This is a genomic window from Sphingomonas sp. GW821-FHT02B09, from assembly GCF_059421875.1.
Map to the genome: position 1 here is coordinate 640,865 of NZ_JBWKVV010000001.1, position 18,432 is coordinate 659,296.

Annotated in this window: 16 protein-coding genes and 2 tRNA genes; 11 read left to right on the forward strand and 7 right to left on the reverse strand. The window is 67.7% G+C overall.

Features of this window, described 5'->3' with window-relative positions; translation table 11 throughout:
- Nucleotides 1-1,239, reverse strand: a complete 1,239-nt coding sequence (locus AC07U4_RS02860; RefSeq protein ID WP_495194369.1) for a heavy-metal-associated domain-containing protein — start codon at nucleotides 1,237-1,239, stop codon at nucleotides 1-3.
- 134 nt (nucleotides 1,240-1,373) lie between these two features.
- On the opposite strand from AC07U4_RS02860, the gene purM reads away from it, so the two are divergent.
- From purM to AC07U4_RS02880, 4 genes are read left to right on the forward strand one after another with little or no spacing between them, the layout of a single operon-like run.
- Nucleotides 1,374-2,486, forward strand: a complete 1,113-nt coding sequence (gene purM, locus AC07U4_RS02865) for a phosphoribosylformylglycinamidine cyclo-ligase (RefSeq protein ID WP_495194370.1) — start codon at nucleotides 1,374-1,376, stop codon at nucleotides 2,484-2,486.
- The gene (gene purN / locus AC07U4_RS02870; RefSeq protein ID WP_495180184.1) at nucleotides 2,479-3,033 is read left to right on the forward strand and encodes a phosphoribosylglycinamide formyltransferase; all 555 of its coding nucleotides are present in this window, start codon (nucleotides 2,479-2,481) and stop codon (nucleotides 3,031-3,033) included. The genes purM and purN overlap by 8 nt, the downstream gene beginning before the upstream one ends.
- Nucleotides 3,030-3,320 (forward strand): MmcQ/YjbR family DNA-binding protein, encoded by a 291-nt coding sequence (locus tag AC07U4_RS02875; RefSeq protein WP_495194371.1) that lies wholly within the window; start codon nucleotides 3,030-3,032, stop codon nucleotides 3,318-3,320. The genes purN and AC07U4_RS02875 overlap by 4 nt, the downstream gene beginning before the upstream one ends.
- Entirely contained in the window at nucleotides 3,317-3,907 is a 591-nt protein-coding gene (locus AC07U4_RS02880; protein WP_495194372.1) for a hypothetical protein, read from the forward strand. The genes AC07U4_RS02875 and AC07U4_RS02880 overlap by 4 nt, the downstream gene beginning before the upstream one ends.
- On the opposite strand, the gene AC07U4_RS02885 is transcribed toward AC07U4_RS02880, so the two are convergent.
- Nucleotides 3,904-5,175 (reverse strand): methyltransferase family protein, encoded by a 1,272-nt coding sequence (locus AC07U4_RS02885; RefSeq protein ID WP_495194373.1) that lies wholly within the window; start codon nucleotides 5,173-5,175, stop codon nucleotides 3,904-3,906. The two genes, AC07U4_RS02880 and AC07U4_RS02885, sit on opposite strands and share 4 nt — an antisense overlap.
- Before the next feature lie 129 nt (nucleotides 5,176-5,304).
- On the opposite strand from AC07U4_RS02885, the gene AC07U4_RS02890 reads away from it, so the two are divergent.
- Nucleotides 5,305-5,378, forward strand: a tRNA-Gly gene (locus tag AC07U4_RS02890).
- A 53-nt stretch (nucleotides 5,379-5,431) separates the two neighbouring features.
- Here the strand turns inward: AC07U4_RS02890 and AC07U4_RS02895 are convergent.
- The 4 genes from AC07U4_RS02895 to AC07U4_RS02910 form a co-directional block, all read right to left on the reverse strand.
- Nucleotides 5,432-6,217 (reverse strand): SDR family NAD(P)-dependent oxidoreductase, encoded by a 786-nt coding sequence (locus AC07U4_RS02895; RefSeq protein ID WP_495180180.1) that lies wholly within the window; start codon nucleotides 6,215-6,217, stop codon nucleotides 5,432-5,434.
- A gap of 28 nt (nucleotides 6,218-6,245) precedes the next feature.
- Nucleotides 6,246-7,427, reverse strand: a complete 1,182-nt coding sequence (locus AC07U4_RS02900) for a zinc-dependent alcohol dehydrogenase (RefSeq protein ID WP_495194374.1) — start codon at nucleotides 7,425-7,427, stop codon at nucleotides 6,246-6,248.
- Nucleotides 7,424-7,999 carry an SRPBCC family protein gene (locus AC07U4_RS02905; protein ID WP_495194375.1) on the reverse strand — a complete coding sequence of 192 codons (576 nt, stop codon included), beginning with the start codon at nucleotides 7,997-7,999 and terminating at the stop codon, nucleotides 7,424-7,426. Before AC07U4_RS02905 ends, AC07U4_RS02900 begins: the two co-directional genes overlap by 4 nt.
- A 165-nt stretch (nucleotides 8,000-8,164) precedes the next feature.
- A tRNA-Tyr gene (locus AC07U4_RS02910) sits at nucleotides 8,165-8,250 on the reverse strand.
- Nucleotides 8,251-8,402: 152 nt separating this feature from the next.
- Between AC07U4_RS02910 and AC07U4_RS02915 the strand changes: the two genes are divergently transcribed.
- Together AC07U4_RS02915 and rlmB are read left to right on the forward strand one after the other, a co-directional pair.
- Entirely contained in the window at nucleotides 8,403-9,998 is a 1,596-nt protein-coding gene (locus tag AC07U4_RS02915; RefSeq protein WP_495194376.1) for a M20/M25/M40 family metallo-hydrolase, read from the forward strand.
- Nucleotides 9,999-10,031: 33 nt separating this feature from the next.
- Entirely contained in the window at nucleotides 10,032-10,775 is a 744-nt protein-coding gene (gene rlmB / locus AC07U4_RS02920) for a 23S rRNA (guanosine(2251)-2'-O)-methyltransferase RlmB (RefSeq protein ID WP_495194377.1), read from the forward strand.
- A 146-nt stretch (nucleotides 10,776-10,921) separates the two neighbouring features.
- Here rlmB and AC07U4_RS02925 read toward each other — a convergent pair whose 3' ends face one another.
- Nucleotides 10,922-11,239: a 2Fe-2S iron-sulfur cluster-binding protein gene (locus tag AC07U4_RS02925; protein ID WP_038659532.1), complete on the reverse strand. Its 318-nt coding sequence runs from the start codon at nucleotides 11,237-11,239 to the stop codon at nucleotides 10,922-10,924.
- A 57-nt stretch (nucleotides 11,240-11,296) separates the two neighbouring features.
- Between AC07U4_RS02925 and AC07U4_RS02930 the strand changes: the two genes are divergently transcribed.
- From AC07U4_RS02930 to glgB, 4 genes are all read left to right on the forward strand, one after another.
- Nucleotides 11,297-11,932 carry a DNA-3-methyladenine glycosylase family protein gene (locus AC07U4_RS02930; protein WP_495194378.1) on the forward strand — a complete coding sequence of 212 codons (636 nt, stop codon included), beginning with the start codon at nucleotides 11,297-11,299 and terminating at the stop codon, nucleotides 11,930-11,932.
- 464 nt (nucleotides 11,933-12,396) lie between these two features.
- Nucleotides 12,397-13,704 (forward strand): Nramp family divalent metal transporter, encoded by a 1,308-nt coding sequence (locus AC07U4_RS02935; protein ID WP_137897361.1) that lies wholly within the window; start codon nucleotides 12,397-12,399, stop codon nucleotides 13,702-13,704.
- A gap of 148 nt (nucleotides 13,705-13,852) precedes the next feature.
- Nucleotides 13,853-16,228, forward strand: a complete 2,376-nt coding sequence (locus tag AC07U4_RS02940) for a glycogen/starch/alpha-glucan phosphorylase (protein WP_495195002.1) — start codon at nucleotides 13,853-13,855, stop codon at nucleotides 16,226-16,228.
- A complete protein-coding gene (glgB, locus tag AC07U4_RS02945; protein ID WP_495194379.1) occupies nucleotides 16,225-18,390 on the forward strand; it encodes a 1,4-alpha-glucan branching protein GlgB in 2,166 nt (721 codons plus the stop codon). Before AC07U4_RS02940 ends, glgB begins: the two co-directional genes overlap by 4 nt.
- The last annotated feature ends 42 nt before the right edge of the window (nucleotides 18,391-18,432 follow it).

The window sequence follows — 18,432 nt, forward strand, 5'->3', positions numbered from 1 at the left end:
TCAGCCGGTCGGACTGGCGGAGGCGGCGGGTGCCGGTGCCGCACGGCGGATGCGCAGCGTTTGGCCCGAACCGCTGACCTGATAACCGCGCACCTCCAGCGCCGCCCGCAACGCATCGGGATCGCCGTCATAGGTGACGCGCATCAGCGACAGACCGCCGAGCGCGAGGCTGGTGGTGCTCGCCGCGCGGACGCCGGGGATGCTGCGCACCAGCCCTTCGGTATTCGCCACCGCGCTCGCGCCCGGCGTCTCGAACTGGATGGTGAGCGCGATGCCGGCATTGGCAGCGCCGGTGTCGCCGACGATCTCGGCGAGCGTCTCGCCGCTCGCCGCGTCGTCGATCGCATCGGGGTCGACCACCGGCTCGGGCGGCGGCGGCGGCGACAGCGACGGGTCGACGCCCAGCGCGCCGCCGCGCAGCGCCTGCTGGAACAGCGCGTCCATGCGGGTGACGCCGGTGTCGAGCAGTCGCGGCAGGCCGGCGGCGCTGCCGACGCGCAGCGTGAAGCTGCCGATCAATTCGTTGTCGGGGCCGTGACGCGCCTGGAACACGCCGATCACCGGTCCGCCGGGATAGCTGCGATAGAGGCGGACGACGGGGATGAGGATGTCGGCGGCGCCATATTGGTCGATCACCGTCCGCCACCAGCCGCGCCCCGGTCGCGCGATCTGGCCGGCGTTGAGCAGCAGCGAATCGGCACCATTGCCCGAGGGGCGGACGTAATCGACGGCGCTGTTGCCGGTGCGGAAGCGTGCCCAGGCCTCCTGCCAGTCGGTGCGCTGTTCGAACACCGTCTCGACCCCGCCCGACACCTGCAGCGGCAGGAGCAGCATCGGCCGCGACCGGTCCGAATAGGCGCTGATCCCGAGCACCGAGGCGGCGCGGCTGCGATTGAACAGCACGCCGAGCTTGGCGATATAGCGGGTCGGGCCGATCTGTTCGTTCTCGACGACGATGCCGGAGACGAGCTGGTCGAGCGTGCCGTCCGAGACGAGGCCACCGTCGCCACCGAGCCGCTTCGAAAGCTGCACCCAGGCCTTGCGCTGCGCCAGCCGCCAGCCGCCGAGCCGCGCCGCCTGCGCCGTCCTGGCGGCGACGTCGACATCGACGCCGCTGACCTCGAAATCGCCCGAACTGTCGACCGGCGCGACGCCGCGCCCGCCCTCGATCTGCGCATAGGCGCCGGCGGCGAGCAGCAGGGCCGCACCGGCGAGCGAGGGAAACAGGGGGATGCGCATGTCGCGGGCCTTTTGGCGAAGCCGGCGGGCGATGCCAAGCGGGATGTGCGGCGACCGTCATTCCTCCGCCGGGCGGGAGCGGTATTCGGTTCGGCATTGCCAGCAACCATCGCAAATCGTAGCAGGCTGGCCGGATGAGCAACCCGCCCTCCCCGTCCGACCAGTCCTACACCTATGCCGATGCCGGCGTGTCGATCGCCGCGGGGAACGCGCTGGTCCGCGCGATCGGGCCGCTCGCCAAGGCGACGCGCCGGCCCGGTGCCGATGCCGAGCTCGGCGGCTTCGGCGGCATGTTCGACCTCAAGGCGGCCGGGTTCAACGACCCGCTGCTCGTCGCCGCCAACGACGGCGTCGGCACCAAGCTCAAGCTCGCGATCGAATGGGACCGGCACGAAGGCGTCGGCGTCGACCTCGTCGCGATGTGCGCCAACGATCTGATCGTCCAGGGCGCCGAGCCTTTGTTCTTCCTCGATTATTATGCGACTGCCAAGCTCGACAACGGCATCGCCGAGCGCGTCGTCGCGTCGATCGCCGAGGGCTGCCGGCAGGCGGGCTGCGCGCTGATCGGGGGCGAGACCGCCGAGATGCCCGGCATGTATGCGCCGGGCGATTACGACCTCGCCGGCTTCTGCGTCGGCGCGGTCGAGCGCGACCGCGTGCTGACCGGGCGCGAGATCGCCGCGGGCGACGTGATCCTCGGCCTCGCCTCGTCGGGCGTCCATTCGAACGGCTTCTCGCTCGTCCGCCGGCTGGCGGCGGACCGCGGCTGGAAGCTCGACCGTCCCGCGCTGTTCGATGCCGACCGGCTGTTGATCGACATCCTGATGGCGCCGACGCGTATCTACGTCGCCAGCCTGCTGCCGCTGCTGCGCGAGGGCGCGATCAAGGGGCTGGCGCATATCACCGGCGGCGGTCTGCTCGAGAACATCCCGCGCGTGCTGCCCGAGGGAACGCATGCCGTGGTCGATGCCGATGCGTGGGAGCAGTCGCGGCTGATGGCTTTCCTCCAGGCGCAGGGCGCGATCGAGCCCGAGGAGATGGCGCGCACCTTCAACTGCGGGATCGGCATGGCGGTGGTCGTCGCGGCGGAGCGCGCCGAGGCGGTCGCGGCGGCGCTGACCGCGGCCGGCGAGACGGTGCACCGGATCGGCATGGTCGAGGCGGGGACGCGCGGCTGCACCGTGCGCGGATCGACGGAGACGTGGAGCGCGCGCAGCGACTGGACGGCTACGCACCACCATGGCTGATGCGAAGACGGTTGGCATCCTGATCTCGGGACGCGGCTCGAACATGATGGCGCTGGTCGAGGCGGGGATCCCCGTCGCGCTGGTCGCCTCCGACAAGCCCGACGCGGCCGGTCTTGGCTGGGCGCGAGGGCGCGGCATCGCGACCTTCGCCCTGTCGCCCAAGGGAATCGGCAAGGCCGCCTATGAGGCGCAGCTCGACGCGGCGTTGCGCGAGGCGGGGTGCGAGGTGATCGCGCTCGCCGGCTATATGCGGCTGCTGTCGGACGCATTCGTCGCACGATGGCGCGACCGGATCGTCAATATCCACCCCTCGCTGCTGCCCAAGTACAAGGGGCTCGACACCCATGCGCGGGCGATCGCCGCCGGCGATGCGGTCGCCGGCTGTTCGGTGCATATCGTCACCGAGGAGCTGGACGGCGGCGCGCTGCTCGGCCAGGCCGAGGTGCCGGTGCTGGCCGGCGACACCCCCGATACGCTCGCCGCGCGGGTGCTCGCCGCCGAACACCGTCTGTATCCCCAGATCCTCAAGGAATTCGTGACGCGATGACCGACGTTTCTCCTGTCCTGGCGCGGGTACGCGCCGTCGCCCTGCTGCTGCCAGATGTCGAGGAGCGTACGCAGGACGGCTACAGCTTCGTCGTCGGCGACGCCGCCTTCGTGCGGGTGCGCGATGGGGAGAATGGTGCGGCCGTGGTGCAGGTGCTCGACGACGTCGACCATTGGGCCGATGTCGCGATCGGCGAGGATACCGACTGGACGCTGGTCGAGGACCGGATCGCGCACAGCTGGGAGCTGGCCGCGCCGCGCGACCTGCTCGAAGCGGGCGGGCGATGAGCGAGACGCGCGATCAGGCGCAGACCCGCCGGCGCTGGATCACGCTGGCCGAGGTGGTCGCGGTCGCCGGCGTCGTCATCGCCGCGCTGACGCTCTACAGCAACTGGCAGGACCGGCGGCAGGCGGCGGCCGACAAGGCGATCGAACAGGCGAGCGCGACACGCGACAAGACGCGCTTCGTGCTGCGCGGCGCGCCCGACAAGGACAAGCGGACGATCGTGCTGGCGCGCGAGGAGGCGCATCCGCTCGGCGACATCCGCGTCAGTTTCCCCACCGCGCTCGGCGTGTCGCCGCAGGATTCGGTGACGCAGACGATCCCGGCGGACTGGTTCGACAAGGCGCTGCGCCAGGCGACCGACGGTGGCGCGGACGATCTGACCGGGCGGCTGCCGGTGCTGATCCGCTACACCTATTTCACCGACGACCAGCCGACGACGCGGCAGGCGATTTACGACATCGTCTGGCATACCCGGCCGCAGCGCTTCCAGGGCCGCAAGGTCGAGCTGCTCGACCTCCGGCTGCGCGAGACCGGCGGCAACCAGAAGCGCGTCGACGCGCTGTGGACGAAGGATAAGCCGAAGGTCTAGCGTCCGACCAGCCAGCGGCCGAAGCGCGGCACCGCGCCGTGCCGCGTCATCCAGTCGCTATAGGCGCGATAGACCGGGTCGAGGCCGAGGTGGCGTTCCTCGGTGCGCGCGCGCCAGTAATAGATGCCGCTGACCACGCCCATCAGCGCGGTCGCGCGCACCGCGTCGACCAGGCTGCCCGTCGTCAGGATCGGCACGGTCGACAGCCACCAGAACAGGTTCTTCGACAGATAGGCCGGGTGACGCGACCAGGCATAGGGACCGTGCGTCAGGATGCCGCGGTGGGTGAGGTTGGAGAAGCGCAGCCCGAATGCGACCGTCGCCCACGCATAGACCGCGGTCAGCAGCACGAGAATCGCGCCCCATGACGTCAGGACGGTCGGGTGGCCGGCGAACCATGACGTCCAGTCCTGCGTCCCCGGATGATAGTCGAGCGGGCCGCCCGCCTCCATCAGGATGAACGGCGGATAGCACATCAGCGCGGCGGTCCAGGCGGCGGCATAGGGGTTGGCGCTGCGGATGTGCGCGTCGAGCGGGCGCAGCGTCAGGATATAGCCGACGGTGGCGAAGCTGACGTCGATGACGAACATCAGCCCGATCAGCCATTGCGCGAGCGCGACGGGATCGCGGAGGCTCGCCCGATCGGTGTGGATGAAGCCCGCCCAATTGCCCGGCAGCACCGCGAGCATGAAGGCGAGGAAGAACGCCTTGACCGCCCAGGCGCGCAGATGGCCGTAGATCGCCTCGGGCATGACGCCGGGCTGGCCGGTGAGCCACGCGCCGAGGTGCCAGGCGCCGTCGCGCGGCTCGATCAGATAGCGGTCGATCCAGAGCACATAGGGCATTGCGAGCACCGCAACGATCGGCATGACCCAGCCGAAGCACCACATGGCGAACGCAAAATTGCCGTCCCAATAGAAGCGGCCGACACCGTAGAGAAAGGCGATACCGCCCCAGGTGAGATACAGGCCGGCGAGCTTGGTCAGACTGACGTCGCGGCGTTCGACCAGCGGGCGTGGGTTATGCCAATCGATGCCGGTGCTGGCGCGGCGATGCACCTTGTCGACCAGCAGCGACCAGCCGATCATCGGCAGCGCGCAGGCGACGAGCGCGACCAGCGCCGCATAGGGGCCGTCCATGCCGATCGCGAGCGCCGCCACCAGCCAGCCGAACAGCCCGGCGATACCGGCAAGTCCGACTCCATGGCCGACCACCGATGCGGGTCGTCCCTCGGCCGGTGCGGCTGCCTGCTCGGTGTCGTGCTCCATGCCGGTGGCTTAGCGCGGCAACGGTAAGCAAGCCATGAACCACAGCATGCCACGATCTTGGGTCTTGACCCCGCATGCCGCGCGACGATAAGCCGCCGCTCGATCGACGCCTGCGGGCCGTCAGGTCGTGCGGGTATAGTACAATGGTAGTACAGCAGCCTTCCAAGCTGAATACACGGGTTCGATTCCCGTTACCCGCTCCACCCTCCTGAGCGCGGACGGCTGCGGCCGACGACCGGCCACAGCCGCCACACGATCAATGGTCGGCGGTACCGGGTTCCGCCATCTTGCGATGCTGTTCGGCGAGCACCGCATTGGGGGTGACGTTCGCCACCGCCGACTGGATCTTGTTCTTCCAGCCGGAGACGATCGCGGCCTTGCCCTCCATCAGCGCGTCCCAGCCGTCGGCGGCGACCTTGGCGGGGTCGTCCTTCTTGGGATCGCTGCCGACATCGGTGTCGAGCATGTCGCCGCGCGCGAAGAACTCGGTGTCGGTCGGCCCCGGCATCAGATTGGTAAGCGTGACGCCGTCGGCATCCTTGATCTCGTTCTGCAGGGCGGCGACGAAGCTGTCGAGGAATGCCTTGCTGCCGTTGTAGACCGCCTGGAACGCGCCCGGAATGTAGCCGGCGATCGAGCCGGTCACGAGCACCTTGCCGTCGTTGCGCGCGACCATGTCGCGGAGCACCTTCTGCAGCAGATAGGCTGTGCCGGTGATGTTGGTGTCGACCACCGCGCGCCAATCCTCGACCTTCTGGTCGAGGAAGGCGTGGCCGAGACCGCGGCCGGCATTGGCGCAGAGCAGGTCAATCCGCCGCCCGCCCGCGGCGTCGAGCAGGCGATCGACACCTTCGGGCGTCGACAGATCGGCCTCGAGTGCCTGTACGTCATGCTCATATTGGCGGAAGTCGGCCGCCGCCGATTCGATCAGCGATTCGTCGGCGACGACGAGGATGTCGTAGCCGTTGCGCGCCGCGAGCGAGGCGAGTTCGAAGCCGATGCCGGTCGATGCGCCGGTGATGATCGCGAATTTGTCAGCCATGTTCGATTATCCTTGCAGGGCGTTGAGGTCAGCCGACCATGTCCGGCTTCAGTACGATCTTGGTGGTCTCGTTCTGGTGGTTCTTGAACAAATCGTAGCCCTTGGGCGCATCGGTCAGCGGCATGCGGTGCGAGATCAGGAACTCGGTATCGATCTTTTCTTCCAGTATCGCGTTGAGCAGCGCCGGCATGTAATGCTGGACGTGGGTCTGGCCGGTCTTGAGCGTCAGCCCCTTTTCCATGAACGCGCCGAGCGGGAATTTGTCGACGAAGCCGCCATAGACCGCCGGCATCGAGACGCGGCCGCCCTTGCGGCAGGCGATGATCGCCTGACGGATCGAATGGGGGCGATCGGTGCCGAGGAAGGTCGACGCCTTGATCTGGTCGATGATGTTGTCGACGAACATGCCGTGCGCTTCGAGCCCGACCGCGTCGATCACCGCATCGGGGCCGATGCCGCCGGTCATCTCCATCAGCGCCTCGTAGGTGGCGCTTTCCTCGAAATTGATCGTCTCGGCGCCGAAACGCCTGGCGAGTTCGAGGCGATGCGGGAAATGGTCGATCGCGATGACGCGTTCGGCGCCCATCAGGAACGCCGATTGCACCGCGAACAGCCCGACCGGGCCGCAGCCCCAGACCGCGACCGTGTCGCCGGGTTCGATCTGGGCATATTCGGCCGCCTGCCAGCCGGTCGGCAGGATGTCCGACAGGAACAGCACCTTATCGTCGGACACGCCGTCGGGGATGACGATCGGACCGACGTCGCTGAACGGCACGCGGACGTACTCCGCCTGGCCGCCCGCATAGCCGCCGGTCATATGGCTGTAGCCGAACAGGCCCGACATCTCATGGCCGTACAGCTCCTGCGCGATATCCTGATTGTCGGCGGGCAGGCCGTTGGGACAGGCCGAATATTGATGCTTGCCGCAATGGTAGCAGCTGCCGCAGGCGATGGTGAACGGCACCACGACGCGCTGGCCCTTCTTGAGCGTCGACTTCGCGCCGACCTCGACCACTTCGCCCATGAACTCGTGGCCGAGGATGTCGCCCGCCTGCATGGTCGGGATGTAGCCGTCGTAGAGATGGAGGTCGGAGCCGCAGATCGCGGTCGAGGTGACCTTGATGATGCAATCGCGATCGTTGACGATCTCGGGATCGTCGACGGTATCGATGCGGACGTCGTGCTTACCGTGCCAGGCGAGTGCTTTCACAGCCCCATCTCCTCGAACTGCTTGGGGTTCATCGCGGGCGTGGCGATCTCGCCAGTTTCCATGAGCTGCTTGAAGCGGCGCAGGTCGCGGCGGGCCTGGATCGCGGGCTCGCGCTGGAACATCTTGGCGATCAACTTGCCGACGATGCCGCCGGGCGGGTCGTAGGCGATCGTCGCGGTCACCACCGTGCCGCGTGGACCGGCGTCGCGAAACTCGATGCGGCCGGAGTTGGCGACGTCGGCACCGGGTTCGGTGGTCCAGGCGATCAGCCGGTCCTGCTCCTCCTGCGTGATCCGCGCGTCCCATGCGACGGTCGCGCCGGCGGGGGCCTTGACCACCCAATGCGACAGCTTGGCGTCGACGACATCGATCGAGACCACGTTCTCCATGAAGTGCGGCAGGTTCGTGAAGTCGCGGAAAAAGTCATAAAGTTCACGCACAGGCCGGTTGATCGTCACCGATCGGCCGGCGACCGCACTGCCCTGCCCCTCGATCAGCGAGGCGGTGGTGGCGTCGGCGGCGTCGCCGTGCTTGTAGGTCGTGGAGGGCGCGTCATCGCGTCGGTCGGTCATGCTGGTCTCCCTGCGCAAGACCGCTCCAACCCGTCTGGAGTCGCACCCGTTCCTATCGTTACGCGTGTGGATTCAAATAGATAAAGCTGATTTTACCATGCGGCGCGGGGCGTTTCCGATCGGCGGCGGCGCTGGGTGCAGGCCCTCCCCGCCGAAGCGGGGAGGTGGTGGACAGGGCTGGATTCGAACCAGCGTACGCTTGCACGGGCAGATTTACAGTCTGCTGCCTTTAACCACTCGGCCACCTGTCCAGATGGGCCGCTTCGCTGAAGCGAGGCGGCCTATTGGCGAAGCGAAACGCGGCTGTCAACGCGCCCGCGGCGGTTTTTCGCATCGCCCTCGCCGGCTTGCGCGAACCGCGACCGCCGCCTAGCACCGGCCGCAACGTTCGCCGGGGACCTTCATGCGCCACTTCCTGCTCGCCACCGCCGCCCTTTGCCTCGCCCTGCCCGCCGCGGCGCAGGATCGCGCCGCGCTGGCGACGATCATCGATCAGGGCACCAATCACAGCCAGGTGGTGCAGACCGCGCAATATCTCACCGACGTGATCGGCCCGCGCCTCGCCAATTCGCCGGGTGCGCGCGCCGCCGAGTCATGGACGCAGGGCAAGTTCCGCGAATGGGGACTGCGCAACGTCCGTAAGGAAGGCTTCGCCTTCGGCCGCGGCTGGGCGATCGAACGCGCGAGCGTGCGGATGGTGACGCCGCGCGCGGTCCAGCTCACTGCTATCCCGGTCGCCTGGACGCCGGGGACCAACGGCACGATCACCGCGCCCGTCGTCGTCGCGCCGATCGCGCGCGAACGCGACTTCGCCAAATATCGCGGCCAGTTGCGCGGCAAGATCGTGATGGTCACGCTGCCCCGCGCCGCCAAGGACCCGACCGATCCCGATTTCCGCCGGCTGACCGGCGACGATATCGCGAAGCTCGACCAGTTCCAGCAGCCCGAATACGACCCCGCCAGCATCAACCGCCGCGCCAAGCGGCTCGATTACACCAAGAAGCTCGATGCCTTCCTGAAGGCCGAGGGCGCCGTCGCGATGGCGACGATGTCGTATCGCGACGGCAAGCTCGTCCATGGCGAAGGCTATCTGTTCGGTGTCGGCGACACCGCCACGCTGCCCGCGGTACAGATCGCGCAGGAGGATTATCTGCGCCTCGCCCGGCTCGCCAAGATGGGCCCGGCGCCGACGCTGGAGATCATTAGCGACGTCCGTTTCGACGATGGCGACGTCAACGCCTATAACGTCATCGCCGAGATCCCCGGCACCGACCCCAAGGCCGGCTATGTCATGGCCGGCGCGCATCTCGACAGCTGGGTGGCCGGCGACGGCGCGGCGGACAATGGCGCGGGCTCGGCCGAGGTGATGGAGGCGGCGCGCATCCTCGCCGCGAGCGGCGTGCGGCCGAAGCGGACGATCCGCTTCGTGCTATGGGGCGCGGAAGAGGAAGGGCTGCTCGGCAGCCTCGCTTATACCAAGGCGCATCTCGCCCGCCGCGGTGCGCCGTCTGAACAGCCGGCCGGCGCCGATTACGGTTTCTCGGATCGCTGGCCGATCGTGCCGCTGCCCGGCCATGGCGAGCTCGCCGCCTATTTCAACATCGACAACGGCTCGGGCAAGCTGCGCGGCCTGTATGCCGAGAACAATCCCGCGGTGGTGCCGATCTTCCGCGAATGGCTCGCGCCGCTCGCCTCGATGGGCGCGGCCAACGTCGTCGCGCGGCAGACCGGCGGCACCGATCACGTGCTGCTCCAGCAGGTCGGCATCCCCGGCTTCCAGTTCGTCCAGGACCCGCTCGATTACGGCAGCCGCGTCCATCATTCGTCGGTCGACACGTTCGACCATCTCAAGCCCGAGGATCTGCGGCAGGGATCGATCGTCCTCGCCTCGGTCCTGCTCTCCGCCGCCAACGCCGACAAGGCGCTGCCCCGTCCGCCGCTGCCGACGCAGCCGGTGGTCACCGACCCCTTTGCCTATAGCGATGCCAATGATGACTGACACCATGACCCCGATCCCCGCGAGCGCCCGCTGATGGCGCGCCGTGGCCACCGCCCGTCGACCGGCACCGCCAACCGCCCCAAATTCTGGGGGCGCCATCCGGTGACGGCGGCGCTCGCCAATCCGAACCGGGTCGTGCGCAAATTGTGGGGGACGCGCGAGGCGCTCACCTCGCTCGACATTCCGGCGTCGATGCCCGTCGTCTATGCCGATGTCGCCGATCTCGGCCGGCTGGTGCCGTCCGACGCGCCGCATCAGGGCCTCGTCGCCGAGGTCGAACCGCTCGAGGATAGCTGGCTCGCCGATCTGCTGATCGAGGGCAAGGACGATCAAAGACCGCTGGTGGTGCTCGATCAGGTCACCGATCCGCACAACGTCGGCGCGATCCTGCGCTCGGCGGCGGCGTTCGACGCGCTCGGCATCGTCACGCAGGACCGCCATGCGCCGCCGGAGAGCGGCACGGTGGCACGCGCCGCCTCGGGCGCGCTGGAGACGGTGCCGTGGGTGCGCGTCGTCAACCTCGCGCGCGCGCTGGAGGAGATCGCCGAGGCGGGCTTCTGGCGGATCGGCCTCACCGGCCATGCCGAGCAGACGCTGGCGCAGGCGATGGGGACGCAGCGGATCTGCATCGTGCTCGGCGCCGAGGGCGAGGGCATGCGCCAGAATACCGAGGCGCATTGCGACGAACTCGCCAAGCTGCCGATCAGCGAGAAGGTGGAGAGTCTGAACGTCTCGAACGCCGCGGCGATCGCGCTGTACGCGGTGGCGGCGCGGTAGACGCATTCGCCTTGATCGTCATCCCCGCGAAGGCGGGGATCCATATACGCTGACGCCGCGGCTCAAGCCGGGTCAGAGGGTATGGATCCCCGCCTTCGCGGGGATGACGGTAGGGATTTAGACTACGATCCTAGACGAGATACCGATCAATCCTCCCCCGCGATCGTCACCTTCAGGCCGTCGAGGGCCGGGGTCATCTGGATCTGGCACGACAGGCGCGAGGTCGCGTTGCGCTCGTCGCTCGAATCGAGCAGGTCGTCCTCGTCCGGACCCATCGCCGGCAACCGGTCCGCGAAGGCCGGATCGACATGGACGTGGCAGGTCGCGCAGCTGCAGCAGCCGCCGCACAGCGCGAGCAATTCGTCGATCCCCGCGTCGCGGATCACTTCCATCACCGACAGGCCGGCTTCGCCGTTGATTTCGCGTTCTTCCCCCTCGCGCGTGACGACGATAAGCTTGGGCATGACAGTCTCCGATAAAGGTGTCGCCGGCCATGCCGCGCGACGGGTCAAGGATCAAGCATGGGCCTGAGCGCCGAACAGATTCGCACGGCGATGGACGCACTTGCGCTGACCGAACCCGCCTTCGCCGCCGGCCTCGCCCGCGTCGGCTATCCGCCGCCGCGCATTCGCGAGCGCGGCTATGCGACCTTGCTGCGCACGATCCTCGGCCAGCAGGTCAGCGTCGCCTCCGCCGCGGCGGTCTATCGCAAGCTCGAGACGCTGGTCGGCGATCCCGGCGATCCGCATACCATCCTCGCCGCGAGCGACGAGACGCTGCGCGCCGCCGGCCTGTCGCGGCAAAAGGCGAGCTATGCGCGCAGCCTCGCCGAGGAGGTGACCAGCGGGCGGCTCGATCTCGACCATTTACCCGCGGACGACGAGGAGGCGATCGCGCAGCTCGTCCGGGTGAAGGGGATCGGCCGCTGGTCGGCGGAAATCTATCTGCTGTTCGCCGAGGGGCGCGAGGACGTCTGGCCGGCGGGCGACCTCGCGGTGCAGATCGAGGTCGGGCGGCTGCTCGGCCATGACGAGCGGCCGTCGGAGAAAGTGACGCGCGCGCTGGCCGAGGCGTGGCGGCCGCATCGCGGCGCGTTGGCGATCTTCACATGGCACCATTATGGTGCAGGCCCCGACGTGGATGCGGCGCCGGTCTAGGCGGGGTCGATTTTCGATATTCGCTGTTTCCGTCGCCCTTTCGTGACCGCGGGTCGACTAACACCCCTGCGGAAGTCTTCATCATCGGTTAGATCAGCGCAGTGCTCCTGCGGACGCAGGAGCACAGAGCCAAGTGCAACACCGTCTTATGGTGTGCGCGACTCCTGGGCTCCTGCTTTCGCAGGAGCACTGGGCTCTCGCAGATGTCTGGGCTCGGGGGTGCCGCTTCTTCGCGATCGGTCCTCGACGAACGTAGCGGGACCCCGGATCAAGTCCGGGGTGACGAGGCTGGGATGGCGAGGCCGCGTGCGAGTGAACGTCGATCCGGCAGCCGCGTAGTGGGTGTGGGCGGGCGCAAGTCTCTGATCCGTCGTCTCTCCCTCGTCCGATCGTTGCAGCCGATTGATCCAGCGGGCGCTCTCGCACCTTGCCCGCGCGCGCGGCTTCCGCCACACACCGGCGCCATGACGCCACCCGCTTCTGCCCCAGCCGTTTCCCTCAGTGGCAGTCATCGCAGCATCGCATTGCCCGTCGGCGGCGCCGGCTGGCGGCGGCTGGCGGCGTTCATGGGGCCGGGCTTCCTCGTCGCGGTCGGCTATATGGACCCGGGCAATTGGGCGACCGACATCGCCGGCGGCTCGGCGTTCGGCTATACCCTGCTGTCGGTCATCCTGCTGTCCAACCTGATGGCGATCGTGTTGCAGGCGCTGTCGGTGCGGCTCGGCGTCGCCGCGGGGCTCGACCTAGCGCAGGCGTGCCGGGCCTATTATTCCAAGCCGGTGTCGCTCGTCCTCTGGCTGCTCGCCGAAGTGGCGATCATCGCCTGCGATCTCGCCGAGGTGCTCGGCACCGCGATCGCGCTGCAATTGCTGTTCGGGATTCCGCTGGTCTGGGGAGTGATCGTCACCGCGCTCGACGTGTTCCTGATCCTCGCGCTGCAACGCTACGGCTTCCGCAAGATCGAGGCGTTCATCCTCGCGCTGCTCGTCATCATCGCCGGCTGCTTCGCCTTCGAGCTGTTCTACGCCAAGCCCGACATAAGCGCAGTGCTCGCCGGGCTGGTGCCGACGCCGGGGATCGTCACCGATCCCGCCAAACTCTATCTCGCGATCGGCATCCTCGGCGCGACGGTGATGCCGCACAATCTCTACCTCCATTCGTCGATCGTCCAGACCCGCGCCTTCGCGCCGACCGACGAGGGCAAGGCGGAGGCCGCCAAGCTGGCGACGATCGACAGCACGATCGCGCTCGGCCTCGCCTTCTTCATCAACGCCGCGATCCTGATCGTCGCCGCCGCGGTGTTCCACACCGCCGGCCGCACCGAGATCGCCGAGATCGACGAAGCCTATCGCCTGCTCGCGCCGATGATGGGCGTCGGCGCCGCCAGCGTCGTGTTCGGCGTCGCTCTGCTCGCGTCGGGGCAGAATTCGACCGTCACCGGCACGCTCGCCGGACAGATCGTGATGGAGGGGTTCCTCAATCTGCGGCTGCCGGTGTGGCTGCGGCGGATGGTGACGCGGCTGCTCGCGATCATTCCGGCGGTGTTCGTCGTCGGCCTGTCGGGCGATGGCGGTGCGACCAGATTGCTGGTGCTCAGCCAGGTGGTGCTCAGCCTGCAACTGCCGTTCGCGGTGGTGCCGCTGGTGCTGTTCACCGGCCAGACGCGGGTGATGGGGCGGTTCGTCAGCCCTTTATGGTTGCGCATCGTCGCCTGGACGATCGCCGCGATCATCATCGGGCTTAACCTGACGTTGCTGATCGGCATGCTCTAAGTCCGGGTCGGCGGCATTCGCGGACGATCGCACCGCCCTCTCCGCCCCGCCCTCTCCTTCGCCTTCCTCTTGCATCGGATATGCCGTGACAGACAGCCAAGCCGCCGCACCGACCGCACTCGACCCCCGCCCCGCCCTCGCCTCGGCGATCGTCGACACGCTCGTCCACCGCATCGGCAAGGACGCGCAGGCGGCGCGGCCGCACGACTGGCTCGCCGCGACGATCCTGACGCTGCGCAACGAGATCATCGAACGCTGGATGGAATCGACCAAGGCGGCGCATGCCGCCGGGGCGAAGCGCGTCTATTATCTCAGCCTCGAATTCCTGATCGGCCGGCTGCTGCGCGATGCGCTGTCGAACCTGCGCCATAACGACGAGGTGGCGGCGGCGCTGGCCAGTCTCGGCGTCGACCTCGCAGCGATCGAGGAGATCGAACCCGATGCGGCGCTGGGCAATGGCGGGCTTGGCCGGCTGGCGGCGTGTTTCATGGAGAGCCTCGCCAGCCTCGACCTGCCTGCTTACGGTTATGGCATCCGCTATGTGAACGGCATGTTCCGCCAGCGGCTCGACGACGGCTGGCAGGTCGAGCTGCCGGAGAACTGGCTCGCGCACGGCAATCCGTGGGAGTTCGAGCGGCGGGAGAGCGCCTATTTCGTCGGCTTCGGTGGCGAGGTGACGGCGACGGCGTCGGGCCAGGTCCATTGGTCGCCGATCGAAGCGGTCGAGGCGGTCGCGGTCGACACGCCGATGGTCGGCTGGCGCGGCAAACGCGTCAACACGCTGCGGCTGTGGAACGCCCGCGCCTTCGACCCGATCAAGCTCGACCGGTTCAACGCCGGCGATTTCGAGGGCGCGCTCGCCGGACAGATGCGCGCCGAGACGCTGACCCGCGTGCTCTATCCCAACGACAGCACGCCGGCGGGGCAGGAATTGCGGCTGCGGCAGGAATATTTCTTCTCCTCCGCCTCGATCCAGGACATCGTCCGCCGGCACCTGCAATATTTCGGCGACATCCGCACCCTGCCCGACAAGGCGGCGATCCAGCTCAACGACACGCACCCGGCGGTGGCGGTCGCCGAGCTGATGCGGTTGCTCACCGATTTCCACGAACTGTCGTTCGACGAGGCGTGGGACATCACCCGCGCGACCTTCGGCTATACCAACCATACGTTGCTGCCCGAGGCGCTGGAGAGCTGGCCGCTGCCGCTGTTCGAGCGGCTGCTGCCGCGGCACATGCAGATCGTCTATGCGATCAACGCCAGGCTGCTGCGCGAGGCGAGCAAGGTCGACGGCATCGACGGCAATGCGATCGCCGCGATCAGCCTGATCGACGAGGGCGGCGAGCGGCGCGTGCGGATGGCGAACCTCGCCTTCGCCGGCAGCCACAGCGTCAACGGCGTCGCGGCGCTGCACACCGAATTGATGAAAAAGACGGTCTTTGCCGACCTTCACCGGCTGTATCCCGACCGGATCAACAACAAGACCAACGGCATCACGCCGCGCCGCTGGTTGCAGCAATGCAATCCCGGCCTGACCAGCCTGCTGGTCGAGGCGATCGGCGAGGATTTCAAGGACGACGCCGCCCGCCTGACCGCGCTCGCGCCCTTCGCGAATGATTCATCGTTCCGGGAGCGTTTCGCTATGGTTAAGCGTTCCAACAAGGTGACGCTCTCGACCTACATCAAGGACAGCATGGGTCTGACGTTGGACCCCGATGCGATCTTCGATGTGCAGATCAAGCGGATCCACGAATATAAGCGCCAGTTGCTCGGCATCGTCGAGGCGGTCGCGCTGTACGACCAGATCCGCAGCCATCCCGAACGCAACTGGACGCCGCGCGTCAAGCTGTTCGCCGGCAAGGCGGCGTCGAGCTATCATACCGCCAAGCTCGTCATCAAACTGGCCAATGACGTCGCCAAGCGGATCAACGCCGACCCCGCGGTCGGCGACCTGCTCAAGGTCGCGTTCGTCCCCAATTACAACGTCAGCCTCGCCGAGAAGATCATCCCCGCCGCCGATTTGTCCGAACAGATCTCGACGGCGGGCATGGAGGCGTCGGGCACCGGCAATATGAAGTTCGCGCTCAACGGCGCGCTGACCATCGGCACGCTCGACGGCGCGAATATCGAGATCATGGATCATGTCGGCGACGATAATATCTTCATCTTCGGCCTCACCGCCGACGAGGTCGCTGAGAAGCGCGCCAGCGGCTATCGCGGCCGCCAGGTGATCGAGGGATCGCGCGAGCTGGCGCAGGCGGTCAATGCGATCGCGTCGGGGGTGTTCTCGCCCGACGATCCCGATCGCTACAAGGGGTTGATGGACGGGCTGTACGAGCATGACTGGTTCATGCTCGCCGCCGATTTCGACGCCTATGCCGCCGCGCAGCGCGAGGTCGACGCCAAGTTCGGCGACACGGCGGCGTGGGGCCGTTCGGCGGTGCTCAACGTCGCCAATATGGGCTGGTTCTCGTCGGACCGGACGATCGGCGAATATGCGAAACAAATCTGGGGGGTGATGTGAAACCACCGCGTGGCGCCATCGCCGCATTGCTGGAGGGGCGCCACGACGATCCGTTTTCGTTGCTCGGCACGTTCGCCGGGCCGCAGGGGACGTTCGGACGCGCCTGGATCCCCGGTGCCGAAACCGCCGAGGCGCATGATCTGGCCGGCAAGCCGCTCGGCGCGCTGACGCGGATCGAGGCTGCCGGCCTGTTCGAGGGGCCGATCGCCGGCGATCCGCAGCCGGTGAAATACAAGGCGCAGGGGTTCGGCGCCGAATGGTGGGTCACCGATCCCTATAGCTTCGGCCCGGTGCTCGGCCCGACCGACGATTATCTGATCGCCGAAGGCTCGCATTTCCGCCTCTACGACAAGATGGGCGCGCATCTGATCGCGCATGAGGGCGCGAGCGGCGTGCATTTCGCGGTCTGGGCGCCGAACGCGCGGCGCGTCTCGGTGGTCGGCGACTTCAACGACTGGAACGACACGCGCCACGTCATGCGCCGCCGCAGCGACATCGGCGTGTGGGAGATCTTCCTGCCCGATGTCGGCGCGGGACGCAGCTACAAGTTCGCGATCGTCGGCCCCGACGGCACGCTGCAACCGCTGAAGGCCGATCCCTTCGCCTTCGCCGCGGAGCTGCGGCCGAAGACCGCGTCGATCACCACCGCGCCGCCCGCGCATGTCTGGGGCGACGAGGCGCATCGCGCGACCTGGGCGAAGGTCGATCCGCGGCGCGTGCCGGTCAGCATCTACGAGGTCCATGCGGGCAGTTGGGACAAGGACGAGAACGGCTGGTATCTGTCGTGGGACGCGCTCGCCGACCGGCTGATCCCCTATGTCGTCGATCTCGGCTTCACGCATATCGAGTTCATGCCGATCAGCGAGCATCCCTATGATCCGTCATGGGGCTATCAGACGACCGGCCTCTACGCGCCCTCGGCGCGGTTCGGCGATCCCGACGGCTTCGCCCGCTTCGTCGACGGCGCGCACCGTGCCGGCATCGGCGTGCTGCTCGACTGGGTGCCGGCGCATTTCCCGGTCGACCCGCACGGCCTCACCCGCTTCGACGGCACCGCTTTGTACGAGCATGAGGATCCGCGGCTCGGCTTCCATCCCGACTGGAAAACCGCGATCTACAATTTCGGGCGCCGCGAAGTGCGCTCGTTCCTCATCAACAACGCGCTGTTCTGGCCGGAACGCTATCATGTTGACGGGCTGCGCGTCGATGCGGTCGCCTCGATGCTTTATCGCGACTACAGCCGCGAGGCGGGCGAATGGATCCCCAACGAGGACGGCGGTCGCGAGAATTGGGAGGCGGTGAGCTTCCTGCGCGAGATGAACCGCGCGGTCTATGGCAAGGACGACGGCGTCTTCACCGTCGCCGAGGAATCGACGAGCTGGCCGGGCGTGTCGATGCCCGCGTTCGAGGAGGGGCCGCGCGAGGCGCTCGGCTTCGGCTTCAAGTGGAACATGGGCTGGATGCACGACACGCTCCAGTATTTCGCGCGCGAGCCGGTGCATCGCCGCCATCATCACGGCGAGATCACCTTCGGCTTCGTCTATGCCTTCGACGAGAATTTCGTGCTGCCGCTCAGCCACGACGAGGTGGTTCACGGCAAGGGATCACTGCTGACCAAGATGGCGGGCGACGATTGGCAACAATTCGCCAATTTGCGCGCTTATTATGCCTTCATGTGGGGCTATCCGGGCAAGAAGCTGCTGTTCATGGGCCAGGAGTTCGCACAGCGGCAGGAATGGAGCGAGGAGCGGGCGCTCGACTGGCATCTCGGCCATTCGGCGGCGCATGGCGGCGTGCGCAAGCTCGTCCGCGATCTCAATCGGCTCTATCGCGACACCCCGGCCTTGCATGCGCGCGACTGCGAGCCCGAGGGGTTCGAATGGCTGATCGGAGACGACGCCGCCAATTCGGTGTTCGCCTGGCTGCGCAAGGCGCCGGGTGAGCAGCCGGTCGCGGTGATCGCCAATCTGACGCCGGTGGCGCGCGCGCCCTATCGCATCCCGCTGCCGCAGGACGGACGCTGGCGCGAGATCATCAATTCCGATGCGCATGACTATTGGGGTTCCGGCCTCGGCAATCTCGGCGGGGTCGAGGCCAAGGACGGTGCGGCGTGGGTGACGCTGCCGCCGCTGGCGACGGTCATGTTGCAATTCGACGGCTGATCGCGCCCCGCGCGCACCGATAACGACGATAATGGAGGGAGC

What these genes read in the sequence shown, in the direction of transcription:
- purM (WP_495194370.1), top strand. Translation starts at nt 1,374, where the DNA reads ATGAGCAACCCGCCCTCCCCGTCCGACCAGTCCTACACCTATGCCGAT.
- purN (WP_495180184.1), top strand. Translation starts at nt 2,479, where the DNA reads ATGGCTGATGCGAAGACGGTTGGCATCCTGATCTCGGGACGCGGCTCG.
- AC07U4_RS02895 (WP_495180180.1), bottom strand. Translation starts at nt 6,217, where the DNA reads ATGGCTGACAAATTCGCGATCATCACCGGCGCATCGACCGGCATCGGC.
- rlmB (WP_495194377.1), top strand. Translation starts at nt 10,032, where the DNA reads ATGGCGCGCCGTGGCCACCGCCCGTCGACCGGCACCGCCAACCGCCCC.
- AC07U4_RS02880 (WP_495194372.1), top strand. Translation starts at nt 3,317, where the DNA reads ATGAGCGAGACGCGCGATCAGGCGCAGACCCGCCGGCGCTGGATCACG.
- AC07U4_RS02860 (WP_495194369.1), bottom strand. Translation starts at nt 1,239, where the DNA reads ATGCGCATCCCCCTGTTTCCCTCGCTCGCCGGTGCGGCCCTGCTGCTC.
- AC07U4_RS02905 (WP_495194375.1), bottom strand. Translation starts at nt 7,999, where the DNA reads ATGACCGACCGACGCGATGACGCGCCCTCCACGACCTACAAGCACGGC.
- AC07U4_RS02915 (WP_495194376.1), top strand. Translation starts at nt 8,403, where the DNA reads ATGCGCCACTTCCTGCTCGCCACCGCCGCCCTTTGCCTCGCCCTGCCC.
- AC07U4_RS02925 (WP_038659532.1), bottom strand. Translation starts at nt 11,239, where the DNA reads ATGCCCAAGCTTATCGTCGTCACGCGCGAGGGGGAAGAACGCGAAATC.
- AC07U4_RS02935 (WP_137897361.1), top strand. Translation starts at nt 12,397, where the DNA reads ATGACGCCACCCGCTTCTGCCCCAGCCGTTTCCCTCAGTGGCAGTCAT.
- AC07U4_RS02930 (WP_495194378.1), top strand. Translation starts at nt 11,297, where the DNA reads ATGGGCCTGAGCGCCGAACAGATTCGCACGGCGATGGACGCACTTGCG.
- AC07U4_RS02885 (WP_495194373.1), bottom strand. Translation starts at nt 5,175, where the DNA reads ATGGAGCACGACACCGAGCAGGCAGCCGCACCGGCCGAGGGACGACCC.
- AC07U4_RS02875 (WP_495194371.1), top strand. Translation starts at nt 3,030, where the DNA reads ATGACCGACGTTTCTCCTGTCCTGGCGCGGGTACGCGCCGTCGCCCTG.